This window comes from Candidatus Omnitrophota bacterium (genome assembly GCA_030688425.1).
In the GTDB taxonomy this organism is placed as follows: Bacteria; Omnitrophota; Gorgyraeia; order Zapsychrales; family JANLHA01; genus JAUYIB01.
Genome location: JAUYIB010000012.1, coordinates 443,295 through 460,414, shown reverse-complemented (window position 1 = coordinate 460,414; position 17,120 = coordinate 443,295). Strand labels below are relative to the sequence as shown.

At 58.9% G+C, this 17,120-nt stretch carries 20 protein-coding genes; all 20 read left to right on the top strand.

All coding sequences use genetic code 11. The annotated features are described in order from the left end of the window. Window positions 1-141 precede the first annotated feature (141 nt). Window positions 142-1,212 (top strand): dipeptide epimerase, encoded by a 1,071-nt coding sequence (locus tag Q8Q08_03295; protein ID MDP2653038.1) that lies wholly within the window; start codon window positions 142-144, stop codon window positions 1,210-1,212. A 3-nt stretch (window positions 1,213-1,215) separates the two neighbouring features. After that, window positions 1,216-2,400, top strand: coding sequence for a DUF819 family protein (locus Q8Q08_03290; protein ID MDP2653037.1), 1,185 nt, complete (start codon window positions 1,216-1,218; stop codon window positions 2,398-2,400). 141 nt (window positions 2,401-2,541) lie between these two features. Further along, window positions 2,542-3,087 carry a LemA family protein gene (locus tag Q8Q08_03285; protein ID MDP2653036.1) on the top strand — a complete coding sequence of 182 codons (546 nt, stop codon included), beginning with the start codon at window positions 2,542-2,544 and terminating at the stop codon, window positions 3,085-3,087. A gap of 148 nt (window positions 3,088-3,235) precedes the next feature. After that, window positions 3,236-4,999, top strand: a complete 1,764-nt coding sequence (locus Q8Q08_03280; GenBank protein MDP2653035.1) for a DUF2207 domain-containing protein — start codon at window positions 3,236-3,238, stop codon at window positions 4,997-4,999. Between the two features lie 327 nt (window positions 5,000-5,326). Then, the gene (locus Q8Q08_03275; protein MDP2653034.1) at window positions 5,327-6,100 is read left to right on the top strand and encodes an undecaprenyl-diphosphate phosphatase; all 774 of its coding nucleotides are present in this window, start codon (window positions 5,327-5,329) and stop codon (window positions 6,098-6,100) included. A gap of 139 nt (window positions 6,101-6,239) precedes the next feature. Beyond that, window positions 6,240-6,560, top strand: coding sequence for a thioredoxin (trxA, locus tag Q8Q08_03270; GenBank protein MDP2653033.1), 321 nt, complete (start codon window positions 6,240-6,242; stop codon window positions 6,558-6,560). Between the two features lie 26 nt (window positions 6,561-6,586). Then, window positions 6,587-6,937 carry an aspartate 1-decarboxylase gene (locus Q8Q08_03265; protein MDP2653032.1) on the top strand — a complete coding sequence of 117 codons (351 nt, stop codon included), beginning with the start codon at window positions 6,587-6,589 and terminating at the stop codon, window positions 6,935-6,937. A 44-nt stretch (window positions 6,938-6,981) separates the two neighbouring features. Further along, window positions 6,982-7,479 (top strand): peptide deformylase, encoded by a 498-nt coding sequence (gene def / locus Q8Q08_03260; GenBank protein MDP2653031.1) that lies wholly within the window; start codon window positions 6,982-6,984, stop codon window positions 7,477-7,479. Between the two features lie 2 nt (window positions 7,480-7,481). Further along, window positions 7,482-8,498 carry a lipoyl synthase gene (gene lipA, locus Q8Q08_03255; protein MDP2653030.1) on the top strand — a complete coding sequence of 339 codons (1,017 nt, stop codon included), beginning with the start codon at window positions 7,482-7,484 and terminating at the stop codon, window positions 8,496-8,498. Window positions 8,499-8,600: 102 nt separating this feature from the next. Next, entirely contained in the window at window positions 8,601-9,590 is a 990-nt protein-coding gene (locus Q8Q08_03250; protein MDP2653029.1) for a lysylphosphatidylglycerol synthase transmembrane domain-containing protein, read from the top strand. Between the two features lie 4 nt (window positions 9,591-9,594). Continuing rightward, a complete protein-coding gene (locus Q8Q08_03245) occupies window positions 9,595-10,077 on the top strand; it encodes an NYN domain-containing protein (GenBank protein ID MDP2653028.1) in 483 nt (160 codons plus the stop codon). After that, window positions 10,077-10,859, top strand: a complete 783-nt coding sequence (locus Q8Q08_03240) for an ABC transporter permease (GenBank protein ID MDP2653027.1) — start codon at window positions 10,077-10,079, stop codon at window positions 10,857-10,859. Before Q8Q08_03245 ends, Q8Q08_03240 begins: the two co-directional genes overlap by 1 nt. 144 nt (window positions 10,860-11,003) lie before the next feature. Further along, the gene (locus Q8Q08_03235; protein MDP2653026.1) at window positions 11,004-11,324 is read left to right on the top strand and encodes a hypothetical protein; all 321 of its coding nucleotides are present in this window, start codon (window positions 11,004-11,006) and stop codon (window positions 11,322-11,324) included. Between the two features lie 11 nt (window positions 11,325-11,335). Next, window positions 11,336-12,064 carry an ABC transporter ATP-binding protein gene (locus Q8Q08_03230; GenBank protein ID MDP2653025.1) on the top strand — a complete coding sequence of 243 codons (729 nt, stop codon included), beginning with the start codon at window positions 11,336-11,338 and terminating at the stop codon, window positions 12,062-12,064. Window positions 12,065-12,091: 27 nt separating this feature from the next. Further along, a complete protein-coding gene (locus Q8Q08_03225) occupies window positions 12,092-12,688 on the top strand; it encodes an MCE family protein (GenBank protein ID MDP2653024.1) in 597 nt (198 codons plus the stop codon). A 99-nt stretch (window positions 12,689-12,787) separates the two neighbouring features. Then, a complete protein-coding gene (locus tag Q8Q08_03220; protein MDP2653023.1) occupies window positions 12,788-13,882 on the top strand; it encodes a mechanosensitive ion channel family protein in 1,095 nt (364 codons plus the stop codon). 24 nt (window positions 13,883-13,906) lie between these two features. Further along, window positions 13,907-14,200, top strand: coding sequence for a YggT family protein (locus Q8Q08_03215; GenBank protein ID MDP2653022.1), 294 nt, complete (start codon window positions 13,907-13,909; stop codon window positions 14,198-14,200). Window positions 14,201-14,325: 125 nt separating this feature from the next. Then, entirely contained in the window at window positions 14,326-14,607 is a 282-nt protein-coding gene (locus Q8Q08_03210; protein MDP2653021.1) for a YbaB/EbfC family nucleoid-associated protein, read from the top strand. 148 nt (window positions 14,608-14,755) lie between these two features. Continuing rightward, window positions 14,756-14,989: a hypothetical protein gene (locus tag Q8Q08_03205; GenBank protein MDP2653020.1), complete on the top strand. Its 234-nt coding sequence runs from the start codon at window positions 14,756-14,758 to the stop codon at window positions 14,987-14,989. 88 nt (window positions 14,990-15,077) lie between these two features. Further along, on the top strand, window positions 15,078-17,102 hold the full coding sequence (locus tag Q8Q08_03200) for a tetratricopeptide repeat protein (protein MDP2653019.1): 2,025 nt from the start codon (window positions 15,078-15,080) through the stop codon (window positions 17,100-17,102). Window positions 17,103-17,120: the final 18 nt, after the last annotated feature.

Genomic DNA, 17,120 nt, shown 5'->3' with positions numbered 1-17,120 from the left:
CCCGCTTTTCGCTGATTCAAATTCAAGGAAAAGCGGTCTCGAACTGCGCGCGGCATACCCCGCCCGGTCGGAGTGGCCGTATGCTCCAAGCCAAGTTGTCGTTTCTGTATATAAGTGGCAAGTGACGATGTGACCTCTCTAATGCCTCCGACCATCATCAAATCCTGCCGCACCTCTTTGCTGACCGCGCCGCTCATCCAGCCGTTCCGCACCGCCCTCGGGGAGCACAAGAATTTGGAAAATCTGCTGTTCACCGTTGAATTGACCGACGGGACCAAAGGTTACGGCGAGGCGGCGGTGGCGACGCACATCACCGGGGAGACGGTGGCGGCGACCCGGAAGAATCTGCAGGACGCGGGGCGAAGGCTGGAGGGGAAAGAGGCGTCGAATTATCTTTTGCATTCGCTGGCCCTGCACCGGCGGCTTCCGAACAACAAGGCCGCGGTGGCGGCGGCGGAGACAGCTCTTCTGGATGTCCTGACGCGCCAGCGCCGGATCCCTCTGTGGAAGATCTTCGGCAAGGTCCCCCATCGGCTGCAGACGGACATCACGATCGTGATCGCGGACCTGGCGGAAACGGAAGAATCGGTCCGCCGGTTTTACAAGCAGGGGTTCCGAGCGTTCAAGGTCAAGATCGGCCGTAATGAGGAATTGGACCTCGAGCGCGTGCGGGCGGTGAAGCGGCTGGCCCCGGGCTGTCCGATCTATCTCGACGCCAACCAGGGGTATTCGGCGGACCAGACCTTGAGATTTGTCAGAAAGTTGAAACGCGCCGGTATCCGTCCGGCGCTGTTGGAACAGCCGGTCCCCAAAGCGGATTATGAAGGGCTGAAACGCGTCACGCGGCTGGCCGGTGTTCCGGTCTGCGCTGACGAGAGCGCGTCGTCCCTGCCGGACGCGGCGAGGATCATCCGGGACAAGGCCGCGCACGTGATCAACATCAAGCTGATGAAGACGGGCCTGCTGCACAGCTGCGAGATCGCGTTCCGCGCGCGGGTGTCCGGGATCAAGCTCATGATAGGCGGCATGATGGAGACATCGCTCGCCATGACCGCGGCCGCGCACCTGGCCGCCGGGCTCGGGGGGGTTGAGTTCGTGGACCTGGACACGCCGTTTTTCCTGAAAGGCCGCGAAAAAAATCCCTGCCTGAACTCCCGGGGCGTCTATGACGTGCGCAAAATCAAATCCGGCATCGGGATTATCCCCGGATAAAATATGATTCAAAATACTTTAGCCACCGTCATGGTTCTGCTTGGGATCGAGGCCGTTGTGCTGTGGTCCTCTCGCCAGGCCCGGTTCCAGGGGTTCTTTAAATACATCCCGCCGGTGTTCTGGATCTATTTTCTCCCCATGCTGGCCTCCACCGTCGGGCTGCTTGACCCCGAGCATCCGGTTTACCAGAAGCTCATCAACAATCTCCTGCCCGCGAGTCTGGTGATCCTGCTGATGGTCGTGGACATCAAGGCCATCCTCAAGCTCGGCAGGACGGCCCTCTTCATGTTCTTCGCCGGGAGTTTCGGCATGATGCTGGGGACGGTCGTTTCCTTTTTTATCTTCAAAGGATGGGTGGGGGCGGAATTCTGGGCGGGGTTCGGAGCGCTGTCCGGTTCCTGGACCGGCGGGAGCGCGAACATGGTCGCGGTCAAAGAGGCCATCGGCACGCCCGACGCGGTGTTCGCGCCCATGGTCGTGGTGGACACGGTGGTCCCGTACTGCTGGATGGGGATCCTGGTCGCGTTCGCCGGCATGCAGCCGCTGTACGACCGCTGGAACAACTCCGACCGCCGGGTCCTGGATTATTTGAGCCGGCGCGTTGAGCCGGCCGTTGGGAGCCCGTCTCAAAAGTTGACGCTCAAGAAAACGGTCCTGATCTTCGCGATCTCGGCTGTCGCCGCATTGGCCGCGAAATCCGCGGCCCAGATCTTTCCCGAGATCAAAGGCGTTGTCACCGCCTATGCCTGGACCGTGATCTTTGCGTCCACGATCGGGATCGCCCTGTCCTTCACGCCGGTGTCCCGGCTGGAAAGCGCGGGGGCGTCCCGGATCGGGTATGCTTTGCTGTATTTTGTGCTGACGGCCATCGGCGCCAAGGCCAGCCTGGCGGACATGGGCCAGGCCGTTGTGCTGATCGCCGCGGGGTTCTGCATCGTGGCCGTGCACGCGGCGGTGCTGATATTCGCCGGACGGCTGGTCCGCGCGCCGCTTTTCCTGGCCGCGGTGGCGAGTCAGGCCAACCTCGGCGGGGTGGCGTCGGCCCCGGTGGTGGCGGAGATCTACCAGCCGGGCCTGGCCTCGGTGGGGCTCCTGTTGGCCATCCTCGGTAACATCATGGGGACGTATGTGGGCATTTTGACCGCGCAGCTTTGCCGCGCCGTCGCTTTTTTTAACCCCGGGGGTTGAAGTCTGCTCAACCCCCGGGGTTTGGATTTTTGATCAAAGATTCTTGTATACATTGAATATCATTTGTAGTAAATTGATGAAAATTCGTAAAAATTTTTCCGCAGCTGTTTTTAAAACGGGAGGGGGGACGCAATGCCTTTTCTGATCGGTCTTTTGGTTGTCATCGTCGTTATCGCCGTTGTCGCCATTTCGATCTACAATCAACTGGTGCAGAAACGTTTCATGGTCAAGGAGGCGTGGAGCGGGATCGACGTCCAGCTCAAGCGCCGCCATGACCTTGTCCCCAATCTCGTCGAGACCGTCAGGGGGTACATGGGCCATGAGCGCAAGGTCCTGGAAGAGGTGACGAACCTGCGCACCCGCGTCATGGGCGCGGTGAATATCAAGGAAAAGGGCGAGCTCGAGAACAACCTGGGCCAGGCGCTGAAGTCCCTGTTCGCCGTGGCCGAGGCGTATCCGAACCTGAAGGCCAACGAGAATTTCATTCAGCTCCAGAAACAGCTCGCCGAGATCGAGGACCAGCTCCAACTGGCCCGCCGGTATTACAACGGGGCCACGCGCGATTTCAATATCCTCATCGACTCGTTCCCCAGCAACATCGTGGCCGGCCTGTTCAATTTCCGCCAGGAGGAATTTTTCCAGCTGGAATCCGCCGAAGAGCGCAAGAACCCGGAAGTCAAATTTTAATGAGCGCATGAGTTATGGAGCCCCGGGTTCCCGGGAGGCATAACTCATCTGCGCGCCTGCCTGCCGGCAGGAATTAACCCCGCAGGTCTGACTTGCGTCAGCAAAACATGCGGAGTCTATGAGCGTACCATCAATGGGATCTCCTGCCATGAAGAAGAACCTTCTGCTCCTTCCGCTGCTATTGCTGGCCATTTTTTCTTCCCCCGCTCTCGCCGCTGAAAAAATCCTTTCCTTCCACAGCGACATCCGTGTCCGTGAAGACGCCTCCATGACCGTCACGGAAACGATCCGGGTCGCCGCCGAAGGCAACCAGATCAAGCGGGGGATCTACCGCGATTTCCCGACGGATTACCGGGACGACCGCGGCAATCTTTACACCGTGGGTTTCCGGGTGACGGGCGTCCTGCGCGACGGACGGAAGGAGCCGTATCACACCGAGCGTGTGTCCAACGGCGAGCGCGTGTATATCGGCCAGAGCAAGGTCTTTCTCTCTCCGGGGGAATACACCTACACCATCACCTACCGCACCGACCGCCAGCTGGGATTCTTTGAGGACCACGATGAGCTTTACTGGAACGTGACCGGCAACGGCTGGTCGTTCCCGATCGGGCAGGCGTCCGCTGTTCTTGACCTGCCCGGAGACGCGTCGGCCAACATCATAAAGTGGGACGCCTTCACCGGATACCAGGGGGCCAAGGGCAAGGATTTTGAAACCTCCCGCGACGCGCTGGGCCGGCTGACCCTGACGGCCACGCGGCCGCTCAATCCCCAGGAAGGCTTCACCATCGTCGTGGCCTGGCCCAAGGGCTATGTCCGGGCCCCGCCGCCCCGTTCCGGATCCGCTTCATCGTACACGGTCCCGCCGCCGTGGTACCAGAGGGCGCCGGGCATTGTTTTGGTGTGTGTCCTCGGGCTCGTGGTCCTTCTCGGTTATTATCTGTCCGTCTGGTCGCGTTACGGCAAAGACCCGGCCAGGGGCACGATCATCCCGCTGTTTGAGCCGCCGGCCAAACTGTCCCCGGCCGCGGTCCGGTATTTAATGAAGATGGAATGCGACAACAAGACGTTTTCCGCAGCGCTCATCGCCATGGCGGTGAAGGGATTCTTGAAGATCGAGGAAAAAGGGAAGAAATACACCCTCCGGCTGGACTCGGCGGATTATTCGAAGCTGACCACGGAAGAAGACGCGGTGGCCCGGGGCCTGTTCCGCGGCCTTCAGCCGGCCCTGGAGCTGGACAACGACAATTACGCCGAGGTCGGCGCCGCGATGAGTTCCCTGCGTTCCGCCCTGGCCGCGAACATGCAGCATGTTTACTTTTTCCTGAACAGGAAGTATTTCTTCCTTGGCATTCTGATATCGCTGTTGTTCGGCTGGGGGCTGATGTCGATGATCGCGTTCGCGTATTCCGCGACTGAAGGGCCGCTGTGCGTCACGGTGACGGTCGTGCTGGTCCTGATCATCAACGGGATTTTTTTCAATATCATGAAGGCGCCCACGATCTCCGGCCGCCAGCTCATGGACCGGGTCGAGGGGTTCAAGATGTTTTTGTCGGTCACGGAAAAGGACCGGCTCAATTTGCTCAACCCTCCGGAGATCACGCCCCAGCTGTTTGAAAAATATCTGCCGTACGCCCTGGCCCTGGACGTGGAGCAGAAGTGGGCGGAGAAATTCACCGCCGCGCTGGCCGCGGCGTCGCTGGCGCCGGACTCTTACTCGCCGGTCTGGTACACGGGCCGGTCCTGGGACCGTTTTTCGCCCGCGGGGTTTGTGTCTCACGTCAGCCATTCCCTGCCCGGGGTCATCGCTTCGTCGTCAACCCCTCCCGGATCGTCGTCGGGTTTCAGCTCCGGCGGCGGGGGCGGAGGGTTCTCCGGTGGCGGCGGTGGCGGCGGCGGTGGCGGCGGCTGGTAATGGAGCCCCACGGGCATAGCCCGTGGTACCTTTGTATGACCCGTCTCCGCCAAAGTACTTTCGTCTTTGGCTTTCCGTCTTCGCTAAATACTTTCGTGTTTAGCTTCGCCGGACCGGGCGAAGTCAAAGGCGTAAGCACTTTGACGAAGACTGGCGCCGGGTTCATCCGTCTTCGCAGAGCTTCCGGCGGAATCCGGCGTAGCCAGAGACCCCATTTTTCGCCTTCCTCTCCGGGCAAAGCCCGGGGTCTCCGGCGAAGACGGATGAAGACGCAAGACGCAAGAGACAAGACGCAAGTCAAACGGGAAGGATGCAAAAGGGATTGGGATGAATCTTTGGGACGCGGTCATTTTGGGGATTGTGGAAGGGATCACGGAGTTTCTTCCTGTGTCCTCCACCGGGCACCTGCTTCTGGCCAACCGGCTTCTGGGTCATGAGCCGACGGACTTTCTGAAAAGTTTCGATATTACCATCCAGCTGGGCGCGATCCTGGCGGTGGTGGTCCTTTACGGACGGTCCCTTCTGGTGGACAGAAAAGTGCTGATGCGGGTGGCCGCGGCGTTTATTCCCACAGCGGTGGCGGGGCTTATTTTTTACAAGCTCATCAAAAACGTCCTCATGGACAGCGCTCCCGTCGTCCTGTGGTCTTTGTTCCTGGGCGGGATATTTTTGATCGTTTTTGAGAAATTTCACAAGGAGCCGCCCGGGGCTGAAGGCGACATCCGCAAGATCCCCTACGGCACCGCCGCGCTGATCGGGCTGTTCCAGGCCCTGGCCATGGTCCCCGGCGTGTCCCGGTCCGCGGCCACGATCATCGGCGGCCTCCTGCTGGGGGTGAGGCGGAAGACCATTGTTGAATTTTCATTCCTTCTGGCGGTTCCCACCATGCTGGCGGCGACCGCGCTGGATCTCTTGAAGAACGCCTCAGCGTTTTCCGCCGACCAGGCGGCCTTCCTGGCGACCGGGTTCGCCGCGTCCTTTGCCGTGGCGATTTTCAGTATCAAATTCCTGTTGTATTATATCCAGCGTAACAATTTTATTCTGTTTGGCGTGTACCGCATCTTTGCGGCCCTCGTGTTCTGGTGGATCATCAGGCCCTGACCGCCCTTCTGGGCTTTTATCCCCCTGCGCCGCAGGGTTTAACGAACTTTCTATCCCCGGGGAACCGCGCAGAGAATAGTATTTGCCCAATCAATAAATCAAAGATATAATAAACTTTAATTTTTAAAGGAGGATTATCATGTCTGTTCTTCACTTGACGGAGAAAAATTTTGACCAGGAAGTGCTAAAATCGTCTACACCGGTGCTGGTGGACTTCTGGGCCGAATGGTGTGGCCCCTGCCGGATGGTCGCCCCGATCGTGGAAGAGATCGCCAAAGACCTGGACGGCCAGCTCAAGGTCGGCAAGGTGAACGTGGACGAGGCCCAGGAGCTCGCCGCCAAGTACCAGGTCATGTCTATCCCGACCCTGCTGGTGTTCAAGAACGGCGAGGTCGTCGACCAGATGGTCGGCGCGATGCCCAAAGAGATGCTGGTGTCGAAACTGAAGCCGAACCTGTAATCCCGTAACGACAAGGCGGCAACCCGATGTTGATCCATTTTTGCAAATCCAAGATCGGCCACGCGCACATCACCGAGGCCGAGCTCTATTACGAAGGCAGCATCACGGTCGATGAGGCCATCCTGAAAGCCGTGGACATCGTCCCGGGCGAAAAGGTGGAGGTGCTCAACCTCAACAACGGCTCGCGGATCGAGACCTATGCCATCGCCGGCAAGGCCGGCTCGGGCCAGATCTGCCTGAACGGCCCGGCCGCGCGCTGCGGCGTGATCGGCGACAAGGTCATCATTTTGAGTTACGCCCTTGTTGATCCGAAAGAAGCCAAGACCTGCAAGACCAAGGTCGTTTACCTGGATGAAAAGAACCGGGTCCGGACCTGAGCCCCGCGGCCCGTTGATAGTTGTCCGTCCATACCCCCAAACCGATGACCGTCGCCACTCTGAAAATCCGCATTTACGGTGACCCTTGCTTGAGGGAGAAGTGCAGGCCCGTCGACGAGGTCGGCCCGAGCGAGCGCCTGCTCATCCGCTCGATGCTCGCCACCATGTACGAGCACAAAGGCATCGGCCTGGCCGCGCCGCAGATCGGGATCAACCAGCAGATCCTGGTCGCGGACGCCGGCGACGGCCCCGTCGCCGTCATCAACCCCAGGATCGTCAAGAAATCCGGTTCCTCCGTTTTGGAGGAAGGGTGCCTGAGCATCCCCGGCGTGGTCGTCAATGTCCGCCGTCCCGTCAAAATTGTCCTGCAGTATGTGGATGAGAACAACCGCACGGTCGAACGCGAGTTCAACGAGATGTTGGCCCGGGTCCTTCAGCATGAAACGGACCATCTGCACGGCAAGCTCATCATTGATTACGCCGGGCTCAAGGACAAGCTCAAGATCCGCCGGCAGCTCCGGGAAATTTTAAGAAAGTCTTAAGTATGGAAACGACCGCTCCGTCCCAGGTGACCCCTGTCCCTTCCCTCGATGCCTCCGCTCGTCCTGCCGCGGCAGGCAGGAGGCAGGACGAAGTCGGCGTGGGCACTCGGGATTTCGCCCCGCGGGCTTCAGCCCGCGGGCCTCAACGCCTTCCTCCGTGGTTCCGCCAGCAGATCCCGGACGTTGTCAAGATCGGGGACATGAAGAATTTGTTCCGCGGCGGACGTCTGCACACGGTCTGTGAGAGCGCGCATTGCCCGAACATGGGCAAGTGCTGGGGATCGGGTGTCGCGACGTTCATGATCCTCGGGGACGTCTGCACCCGCGCCTGCCGTTTTTGCGCCGTGCGGGCCGGGCGCCCGGAACCGGCGGACGGCGAAGAGCCCCGCAACGTCGCGCTGGCCGTCAAGGAGCTGGGCCTGCGGTATGTCGTTGTCACATCGGTGGCGCGGGACGACCTGAAGGACGAAGGCGCCGGGCATTTTGCCGAGACCATCCGTGAGATCCGCGCCCTGATGCCGCAGACCAAGATCGAGGTCCTCATCCCGGATTTTTCCGGCAGGACGGAACTTTTGCAAAAAGTCGCGGACACTCGTCCCGAAGTCATCAGTCACAACATCGAGACCGTGCGCCGGCTCTCACCGCTGATCCGGCCGCAGGCCGGTTACGACAGCTCGCTGTCCGTCCTTAAGCATCTCAAAGTTTTGTCATCCGATATCTTCACGAAATCCAGCATCATGCTCGGCCTGGGGGAAAGCCGCGAAGAAGTGGTGGAGACCATGCACGATCTGCGGGCCACCGGATGCGACATCCTGACGATCGGCCAGTATCTCGCGCCCACACAGATGAAGCGCCACCTGAAGGTCGAGCGGTTTGTGGCCCCTGAAGAATTCGAGGATCTGCGCCGCGCCGGGATGGATCTGGGATTCAAGCACGTGATGAGCGGGCCATTGGTGCGCAGTTCCTACATCGCGGAAGAGGGATACAAGGGTTGCCTGGAAGCCCTGAGCCGGGTTTGAAATTCAACCTCGCAGGTTGAAGCCCTCTTCAACCTGCGAGGTTGAGAAGGTCATACGAGGTTGGAAAGGTAAGGTCACTCGGGTTTGAGAAAGGATCCACGGATGGATTCCAGCACAAAGCGCAAAGATATCGTTTCGGCATTGCTCCGGTTCGGCGTCAGCGGAGCTCTCCTGTACTGGCTTTCCCGCCAGATCGACGTTGATAAAACCACCCAGATCCTGCGCTCTTCGGACCTGGCGGACATCGCCTGGGCCGGGCTGATCTTTCTTTTTGTGAATTATCTGATCCTGGTGCGGTGGAACATTTTTGTCCGCGCCTTTCGGCTCGCCGTGCCGTTTTCGGCGGTGGCGCGGTATTTCCTCATCGGGCTGTTCGGCAATCTCTTCCTGCCCAGCGCCATCGGCGGGGACGTGATCAAGATCTTCGGGCTGTGCCGCTACACCGACCAGAAGGCCAAGGTCGTGGCCTCGGTCCTCCTGGACCGGATGAGCGGGTTCGGGGGGATCGTCGTTGTTTCTTCCGTTTCCTTTGTCCTCGGGTACAAGCTCCTGAAAAATCTTTCCCTGGCCATGCCGTTGGTCGTATTGGCCGGGATCTCGCTGGTCATGCTGTCCGTGCTGTTCAATGAGAGGTTGTATTCCCTGTGCTGCAGCGTTTTTTCTCCCTTTCCGAACATCCGTAAGAAGGTGATGGCCCTGCACTATGATGTGGTTCTCCTCAAGGACCGGAAAGACGCCATCTATAAGGCCGTGGGGATGTCATGTGTGGTCCAGGTCATCCTCGCGGTGATCTGGTTTCTGACGGGCCGGGCCCTGGGACAGGATGTGGGGTTCGTGTATTACCTGATCTTTGTTCCGATCATCTGCGTTTCGGCCTCGATCCCGTCCGTCGCAGGACTGGGGACGCGCGAGGCGGCGGCGGTTTTTTTGCTGGGAAAGGTCGGCGTGGAGGCAGGAGTCGCCGTGAGCATTTCTTTGATCAGCAGCATGTTTTTCATGGTCGTGGTGGGGCTTGCCGGCGGGCTGGTGTTCCTGCTGACCAAGGCCCCGCAGGAGAAGGATTTGAAGCCGCCTGTCCCGGCGGCGGGTTGACCGCATGGCCCTGCATTATTTGCTGGACGGTTACAACGTGATCCACAAGGTTCCGGCCCTGGTCTCGGCCAAGCTGGAAGACGCGAGGGAAGGGCTGGTCCGTCTGGTCGAGACGCACCGGCCGCAGGGCAGCGTGAACAACCGGGTCACGGTCGTTTTTGACGGTCAGCCGGGGATCGTCGGAAACGTTCGCGGCGGCGAAGTGGCCGTAGTCTTTTCCTCCGGGGAATCGGCGGACGACCGGATCAAGCGGATCGTGGACGAGAGCGGCAACAAGCGGTCCTGTGTCGTGGTGACGGACGACAGGGACGTGCAATATTACGTCCGCAGTCTGGGGGCCAGGGTGGTCGGGGTCGCGGAATTTTTGTCGAGGATGAAGCCGGCGGGCGCGGCCCCGCAGGGCGGCCAGCCGATCTCCAAGACCGAGGAATCCCGGATCACGTCCGAGATGAAAGATATTTGGCTGAAGAAGAGGAAGGGCGCGTGATGACAAGGACCCTGCGTTGGGCCTGGGACCGGACGGCCGGCTATCTCGCGAGTTTGGGCGAGGCGTTGTTCTTTCTCGGTGAGGTGACCGCGCTCGTCCTCCGCGGCCGCGTCCGGTGGGGCGAGGTTTTAAGGCAGATCTACGAGCAGGGGATCCAGTCGGTGATAATCGTGGCCATGGCGTCGTTCGCCTCCGGCGCGGTCCTCGCCCTGCAGGGATATGTGATGCTCAACCGGTTCGGCGCCAAGGAGTACGTGGCCCAGCTGGTGGCCCTGTCCCTGGTCCGGGAGTTGAGCCCGGTGTTCAGCGCGTTCATCTTTTCCGGCAAGGCCGGCGCCCGGATGGCGGCCGAACTGGGCACGATGAACGTCAAGGACCAGATCACCGCGACCCGGATCATGGGGGTCGACCCGATGGAATTCCTCGTCGTCCCGCGCATGGTCGCGTGCCTCCTGGTGTTGCCGGGGCTGGTGGTGCTGTCAGAATTCGTCGGGATCCTGGGCGGATATTTTGTGGGCGTGACCCAGGCCGACATTCCCAGCGCGTATTACATCCGCCAGACGCTGAAGTGCATCGCCTACGTGGATTTTTTCAGCGGGTATATCAAGACGTGTTTTTTCGCCCTGCTGGTGGGCTGGGTCTGCTGTTACCAGGGGTTCCGCACGAAAGGCGGGTCCCTGGGCGTGGGCCGGTTCACGACCAAGGCCGTGGCGTTATCGTACATGCTCGTCGTGATTTTCAACACCGTGCTGACAAAATTGATTTTGACGTTCTGGGGCTGATGGTATGGGGGGATGGAAGATGGAGGGGAGAAGATGGAAAATAGAGAATCGAAAGTGCAGACGAGAGGGCATCGTGGCGAAGGGTTTTTCCATTTTCTATCCTCAATCTTCCCCTTTCATTTCTGCCATCTCAAGGAGGATGATTTGAAGACAACAGTGCTCATGATGTTCTTGGGGCTATTCCTCGCCGGCTGCGCGTCCAGCGGGAACGTCGGGAATTTGTCGACGTACAATGTCCCCGTCCAGGAAGCGGCGTGGGTCAGGAACGGCAACCCACTGCCGTTCGAGGACGAGCTGTGGCATCCCCAGGATGAAGCGGATGTCCTGCTGGACTCGGAGGTCCAGCTGCTGGGCGAGTACCAGGGGGCCCAGTTCTTCGCGGCGAAGATCGATGTCCGCCCGTTCGACCGGTTGTACACGAAACTCGACCGGAACAAGTTCAGGATCTTTTTGAGAAAACCGTGAGGTCCGGCGCGATGATCAAAGTCAGAGGGTTGTGCAAATCCTTCGGCGAACAGGACGTTCTCAAGGACATCGGCCTGGACGTCCAAGAGGGCGAGATCGTGGTGATCGTCGGACAGAGCGGGTCCAGCAAGAGCGTCCTGCTTCAGCATTTGATCGGGATTTTCAGGCCCGACCGCGGCACGGTCGAGGTGGGGGGCCGCGACATCACCCGCCTGGCGGAGAAAGACCTTTTGGCCGTCCGCAGGAACATCGGATACCTTTTTCAGGAAGGGGCCTTGTACGATTTTATGACGGTGGCGGAGAACGTCGCGTTCCCCCTGGAAGAGCACACCGCGCTTTCGAAAGGCGATATCGGCGCCAAAGTGGCCAAGACCCTGGAGATGGTCGGGCTGGAAGAGGCGGCGGCGAAATACCCGGAGGAATTGAGCGGAGGGATGAAGAAGCGGGCGGCCCTGGCGCGGTCGATCGTCCTGGATTCCAGGATCCTTCTCTGCGATGAGCCGACGTCCGGCCTGGACCCGATCATGAGCCGGGACATCACCGACCTGATCCGGGACATCGCCCGGAAATTGTGTTGCACGACGGTGGTCACGTCCCACGACATCCCCAACGCCTTCCGCATCGCGGACCGCGTGGTCCTGATCAGGGACGGGGAGGTCGTGGCGCAGGGCCAGCCGCGGGACCTGATGGCTTCGCGGGACCCGTTTATCGGAGAATTTTTGAGCTGCAGTTCGGCTTGAGCCTGCCTGACGGCAGGCAAGGAGGGCATGATGGGGAACAAGGATTTTTTCAAGAAACTGGCCGCCGGGATTTTTTTTATGGCCTGCGTCTCTTCCGTTGTCGCCGTGGTTTTTGTGATCGGGCTGGAGAGGGGCTTCACCGAACCCAAGTTCCCGATGACGGCCTTGTTTCATCATGTCGGCGGGCTGGGGACCGGCGCTCCGGTCCGGTTATCCGGGGTCACGGTCGGGACGGTCTCGTCCATCGATTTTCTTGAACCTCCCGTGGAGGGGAGGACGGTCCGGGTCGGCATGAGCCTTTTCAAAAAATTTGAAAGACCTTTGCGCCAGAGCGCGCGCGTGGCCATCGTGACCGAAGGCGTGCTGGGCGAAAAGATCATCGAGATCTCGGTGTCTCCCGGGTCGATGCGTGAAGACCTGTCCGTTCCGGTCATCGGCGAGGACCCCATCGACATGGAAAACATGGCCGTGACGTTCGCCAAGGCCGCCGAGGCCCTGCAGCAGACGTCCCAAACCGTTGAGACCATCACCGTGGACATGCGCAATATTTCCTGGACCACCAAGCGCATCCTGAACCGGCTTGAACAGAAGATCATCGACGGAACACTTTTTAAAGTTTTTTAAAAGGAGCGCACGTACGCAAGGACACAAGAGCACAAGAACCGGTTTTTCATGTGCCCGTGCGCGCGTGAGTCCATGTGTTCGTGAGAGAGGAGGAAGGCAATGGATCATTTCGGATTTTTCGGGCTTCCTGTGACGATATGGCTGGCCATCCCGTTGGCCTATTTCCTGTGGGTCAGTGTCCTGACGTTTGCGAAACGCGTCGTGTTTGTGTTCTTGAAACGCGTTACGGCCAGGACCAAAACCCATTTGGATGATTTGTTCATCCATGCCGCGGACTTTCCCCTGACCCTCTGGATTCTGGCGAGCGGCGGCTTTGTGGTCGAACGCATGCTGCCGGCCATGGAGCAAAAGGATCTGACCGGCTATTTCATTATCACTTATAAGCTGGTCATCATTATTTCCGTCATCATGTTCGTGGACCGGTTCATCAACGGTCTTGTTAAGGAATATTCCAACAAGATTGAGGTCATCAAGATGTCGCCCGAGGTGACCCAGGGCGTCATCCGGATCATTGTCCTGGGGCTGGGAGGGCTGGTGCTGCTGGACAGTTTCGGCGTCTCCATCACCCCTGTGCTCGCCTCCCTGGGGATCGGGTCGTTGGCCGTGGCCTTGGCCCTTCAGCCGACTTTGGAGAATTTCTTCGCCGGTCTCCAGCTGATCATTGACAAGCCCGTCCAGGTCGGCCATTTCATCAAGCTCGACTCAGGAGAAGAAGGGTATGTCCACAAGATCGGCTGGTGGTCTTCGTGGATCAGGCTTTTGCCGAATAACATGATCGTGCTGCCGAACAAGCTGCTGGTGAATACCCGCATTCTGAATTATTATTACCCTTCGATCGATCTTGCGGTCCTGGTGCAGGTGGGAGTCCATTATCAGTCCAACCTCGAGCATGTTGAGAAAGTCACCATCGAGGTGGGGCGGCAGACCATGAAAGAAGTGCAGGGCGGGGTCCCGGATTTCGAGCCGTTCATCCGTTTCCATACGTTTGACGCTTACAGCATCAATTTTTCCGTGATCCTCCGGGGCAAGGAGTTTGTCGATAATTACCTGATCAAACATGAGTTCATTAAGCGGCTCCACAAGAGGTATGCGGAGGAGGGCATCGTGATCCCGTATCCCATCCGGGCCTTGAATTATGATCAAGAAAAGGCCTTTGAACCGGCGCCGCAGGCGCAGGTCCCACAGCGTCGATAACCGTTTGCGCAAGGGAGGTTTGTTGTGTTCATCATCGGTAATCTTTTCGGCGCCCTGGCCCAGCTCGTCCATCTGGTGCTGACGGCGTTTTCCTGGCTCATCCTGATCCGGGCCCTGATCAGCTGGGTCAGCCCGGACCCGTTCAATCCAATCGTGCAATTTTTGTACCGGGCCACGGACCCGGTACTGGAACCCATCCGCCGGAGGATGCCGTACCTGGGCGGGATCGATTTTTCCCCCTTGCTGGCGTTCCTGTTGATCATGTTCCTGGACCGGTTTCTGGTGCAGACCCTGCTGGATCTTTCCGTCCGGTTTTGAAGCTATGCAGTATGATATGCGAAAATCCCGTGAAGCGGGATTAGAATTCTCAGCCCGCGCTTGAAATGGCGGGGGATTTGGGGTATAAGAGGTCAGAGTGCAATCCTTGAAAGGAAAGGGCTTTCATGCTTGATAAAATCAAACAACTTATGGAAATGAAACAGCAGGCCGAGAAGATCAAGAAAGAGCTTGAGGCCGTGACCGTGGACGTGAACGAGGTCCGGGGGATCCGCATCGTGATCAGCGGGGCCCAGGATTTCCGTTCCGTCTCGGTTGACGAGGGGCTGCTGGATCCGCAGAACAAACAGCGTTTTGAGGCGGATCTTTTGCGGAGCCTCAACGCCGCTGTCAAAAAGTCCCAGCAGGCGGCCGCCCAGAAGATGGCCTCGGTCATGCCGGGGATGTGAAAGGAAGAATCGAAGATAGAGGATGGAACATGGAGGATGGAAAGTCGGGGATGGGGGATTGACGTTGGTGACTGGGAAATGGTTTTCCATTTTCTCCCTTCAATCTGCGATTTTCGGTTTAGTTAATCACTAATCACCAGGAGGAAGTATGCCTTACGACAAGTCGTTGGACACGGAGACATTCAAGGAAGTCAGGGAATTTGACGAGTCGCGCATAACCGTCGGGATTTATTCCTACAACGGCGGAGAAAAAAAGATCCAGCTGACCCGCGAGAACCTGGGGCCGGACGATCAGTGGCGCTTCGCCAAGCTCGGCCGCATGACCCAGCGCGAAGCCAAAGAGATCATCCCCCTCATGATGAAGGCCGTCGAGAACATGTAACAACGTTACATCGATGTCCCGTTCGCGTGCATTCCAGGCCTCATCCCCCCGGGGATGGGGCCTGTCGCATCGTTCCCGAAAGATGACGTTGAAAAAATTATCCTCTATCCTGAAAAACCCGCGGCTCAAGGCGTGGGAAGGGCCATTGGCCGCGTGCCTGATCGCTCTTCTGGGCTGGCTGGCCTACCGCGGCGGGATGTCTGCCGATTTTCAGTTCGACGATTACGTCCGCATCGCGGACAATCCTGTCATCAAGCATCTCAATCTCGGCTACCTGTGGGACTATGACCCCGCCCGTTTCCTGTCAAACCTGACATTCGCGCTGAATTTCGCGGCCGCCCAGTTCCGGCTGTTTTCCTGGCATGTCGTCAGTCTTCTGGTACACATCGTGAACGCCGTCCTGGTTTACCGGCTGACGGCCTTGACCATGCGCGCGCCCCTGCTGAAAGAACGGTTCAGCCCGGCCGACGGTTCCCGTGTCGCCCTGTTCACCTCCCTGATCTTTCTTCTGCATCCCTTGCAGACTCAGTCCGTGATCTATCTTGTCCAGCGTTCGACCCTGCTGAGCGGGACATGGACTCTCTTGAGCCTTTATTTGTTCACCCGCGGCCGGCTGACGGACAACAGCCAGGATTATTTCAAATCGTTCCTGGCGGCTGTGCTGGGGATCATCACAAGGCCGTCGTTCATAACGCTTCCGTTGGCTGTCCTTGTTTATCATTTGTGTTTTTGGGGGCTGCAAAAGAGGGGGGACTGGAAGATCCGGGTGACGTTCTCGGCGTTGTGCGTCCTGATGCTCGCCGTCCCGTTCCTGGGCCGCTCGGCCTGGGCGATCGACTTTGTCGCCGGCCTGGTCCACACGGATTTTCAAAGCCGTTTCTGGACACAGGGAAATGTTTTTCTCCTGGGCTGGCGGCTTCTGCTTTGGCCGGCGGGATTGAACCTGGACCATGATATCCCGGCGGCGCGGCATTTCTGGGATTTTCCCACGCCTTTGTCCTTTGCCGCGATCGGGGCGGCCCTGTTCCTGGCGTTCCGGGTCCGGACTTCCCACCGGTGGCTGACGTTTGCCGTGTTGTGGTTTTTTGTTTCGCTGGGCGGGTACCCAGGCTTCGCGCCGATCGAGGATTTCTTTTTTGAACACTGGCTTTATCTGTCCTGTTTCGGGTTCGGACTGGCCGTTTCCTGTGCCGTGGTCAAGACGATCCGCAGCCGGACATGGGCCGTTGCCGTCCTGACGGCCTGGGTCGCTTGTTTCGGCGTCCTGACGGTCCAGCGGAGCGCTCTCTGGAGCGATCCGATCGCCCTTCTGACGGATGTCACGGACAAATCTCCGGAAAAGGTCCGGACCCATAATAATCTGGGGCTGGCGTATCTGAAGCGGGGCATGTATCCGGAAGCGGAGCGGTCATTTTTGAAGGCCGTGTCCATGGATCCCGAGTATTATTCCGCTTACAACAACCTGGCCCTGATCTATCTGGACATGAGGAAATTTCCGGAAGCCCGGGTGGTCCTGGACCGGATCATCCGGCTCAAACCGGACGCGTATATCCCCTACCTGAACATGGCGCGGCTCTTCCGGGAGCAGGGGCAATGGGGGCCGGCCCAGCAATTCTATGAAAAAGCGAAAGCGCTGAATTCCAATGATCCCAATGTCCGCATGGGGCTGGGCAACATTTATGCGGACACCGGGAGACTGGAGCTTGCCAAAGTGGAAATGGAGGCGGCTGTCTGGCTGAACCCCGAGAACGCCCGGGGGTACTATAACCTCGGCAACATCAATTACGCTCTCGGCAATTTTTATGACGCCCTGAACAATTACAACGAGGCCCTGCGGCTGCAGCCCGGGTTTGTCGATGCCATGAATAACCTTGGGCATATTTATTATTACTTCCAGGATTTTCACAAGGCCAAAGAATTTTACGCGAGGGCTGTCCGCACCAACCCTGCCGAGCCCAAGAGCTTTCTGCATCTGGCGAACGTCCTGGTTGAGATGGGCGAGGTGGAAGAGTCCCGGCGGGTCATCCGGTCCGCGATCCAATTGTACCGGGACCGGGGCGACGCGGAAAAAGCCGGAGCCATTCAGCAGAAGCTGGACGCTCTTCCCCTGTAGTCTCCCGGAAGCAAAGGA

Coding starts and splice junctions, on each gene's coding strand:
- Q8Q08_03295 (MDP2653038.1), top strand. CDS start 142: ATGCCTCCGACCATCATCAAATCCTGCCGCACCTCTTTGCTGACCGCG.
- Q8Q08_03290 (MDP2653037.1), top strand. CDS start 1,216: ATGATTCAAAATACTTTAGCCACCGTCATGGTTCTGCTTGGGATCGAG.
- Q8Q08_03280 (MDP2653035.1), top strand. CDS start 3,236: ATGAAGAAGAACCTTCTGCTCCTTCCGCTGCTATTGCTGGCCATTTTT.
- Q8Q08_03275 (MDP2653034.1), top strand. CDS start 5,327: ATGAATCTTTGGGACGCGGTCATTTTGGGGATTGTGGAAGGGATCACG.
- trxA (MDP2653033.1), top strand. CDS start 6,240: ATGTCTGTTCTTCACTTGACGGAGAAAAATTTTGACCAGGAAGTGCTA.
- Q8Q08_03265 (MDP2653032.1), top strand. CDS start 6,587: ATGTTGATCCATTTTTGCAAATCCAAGATCGGCCACGCGCACATCACC.
- def (MDP2653031.1), top strand. CDS start 6,982: ATGACCGTCGCCACTCTGAAAATCCGCATTTACGGTGACCCTTGCTTG.
- lipA (MDP2653030.1), top strand. CDS start 7,482: ATGGAAACGACCGCTCCGTCCCAGGTGACCCCTGTCCCTTCCCTCGAT.
- Q8Q08_03250 (MDP2653029.1), top strand. CDS start 8,601: ATGGATTCCAGCACAAAGCGCAAAGATATCGTTTCGGCATTGCTCCGG.
- Q8Q08_03245 (MDP2653028.1), top strand. CDS start 9,595: ATGGCCCTGCATTATTTGCTGGACGGTTACAACGTGATCCACAAGGTT.
- Q8Q08_03240 (MDP2653027.1), top strand. CDS start 10,077: ATGACAAGGACCCTGCGTTGGGCCTGGGACCGGACGGCCGGCTATCTC.
- Q8Q08_03230 (MDP2653025.1), top strand. CDS start 11,336: ATGATCAAAGTCAGAGGGTTGTGCAAATCCTTCGGCGAACAGGACGTT.
- Q8Q08_03225 (MDP2653024.1), top strand. CDS start 12,092: ATGATGGGGAACAAGGATTTTTTCAAGAAACTGGCCGCCGGGATTTTT.
- Q8Q08_03220 (MDP2653023.1), top strand. CDS start 12,788: ATGGATCATTTCGGATTTTTCGGGCTTCCTGTGACGATATGGCTGGCC.
- Q8Q08_03210 (MDP2653021.1), top strand. CDS start 14,326: ATGCTTGATAAAATCAAACAACTTATGGAAATGAAACAGCAGGCCGAG.
- Q8Q08_03205 (MDP2653020.1), top strand. CDS start 14,756: ATGCCTTACGACAAGTCGTTGGACACGGAGACATTCAAGGAAGTCAGG.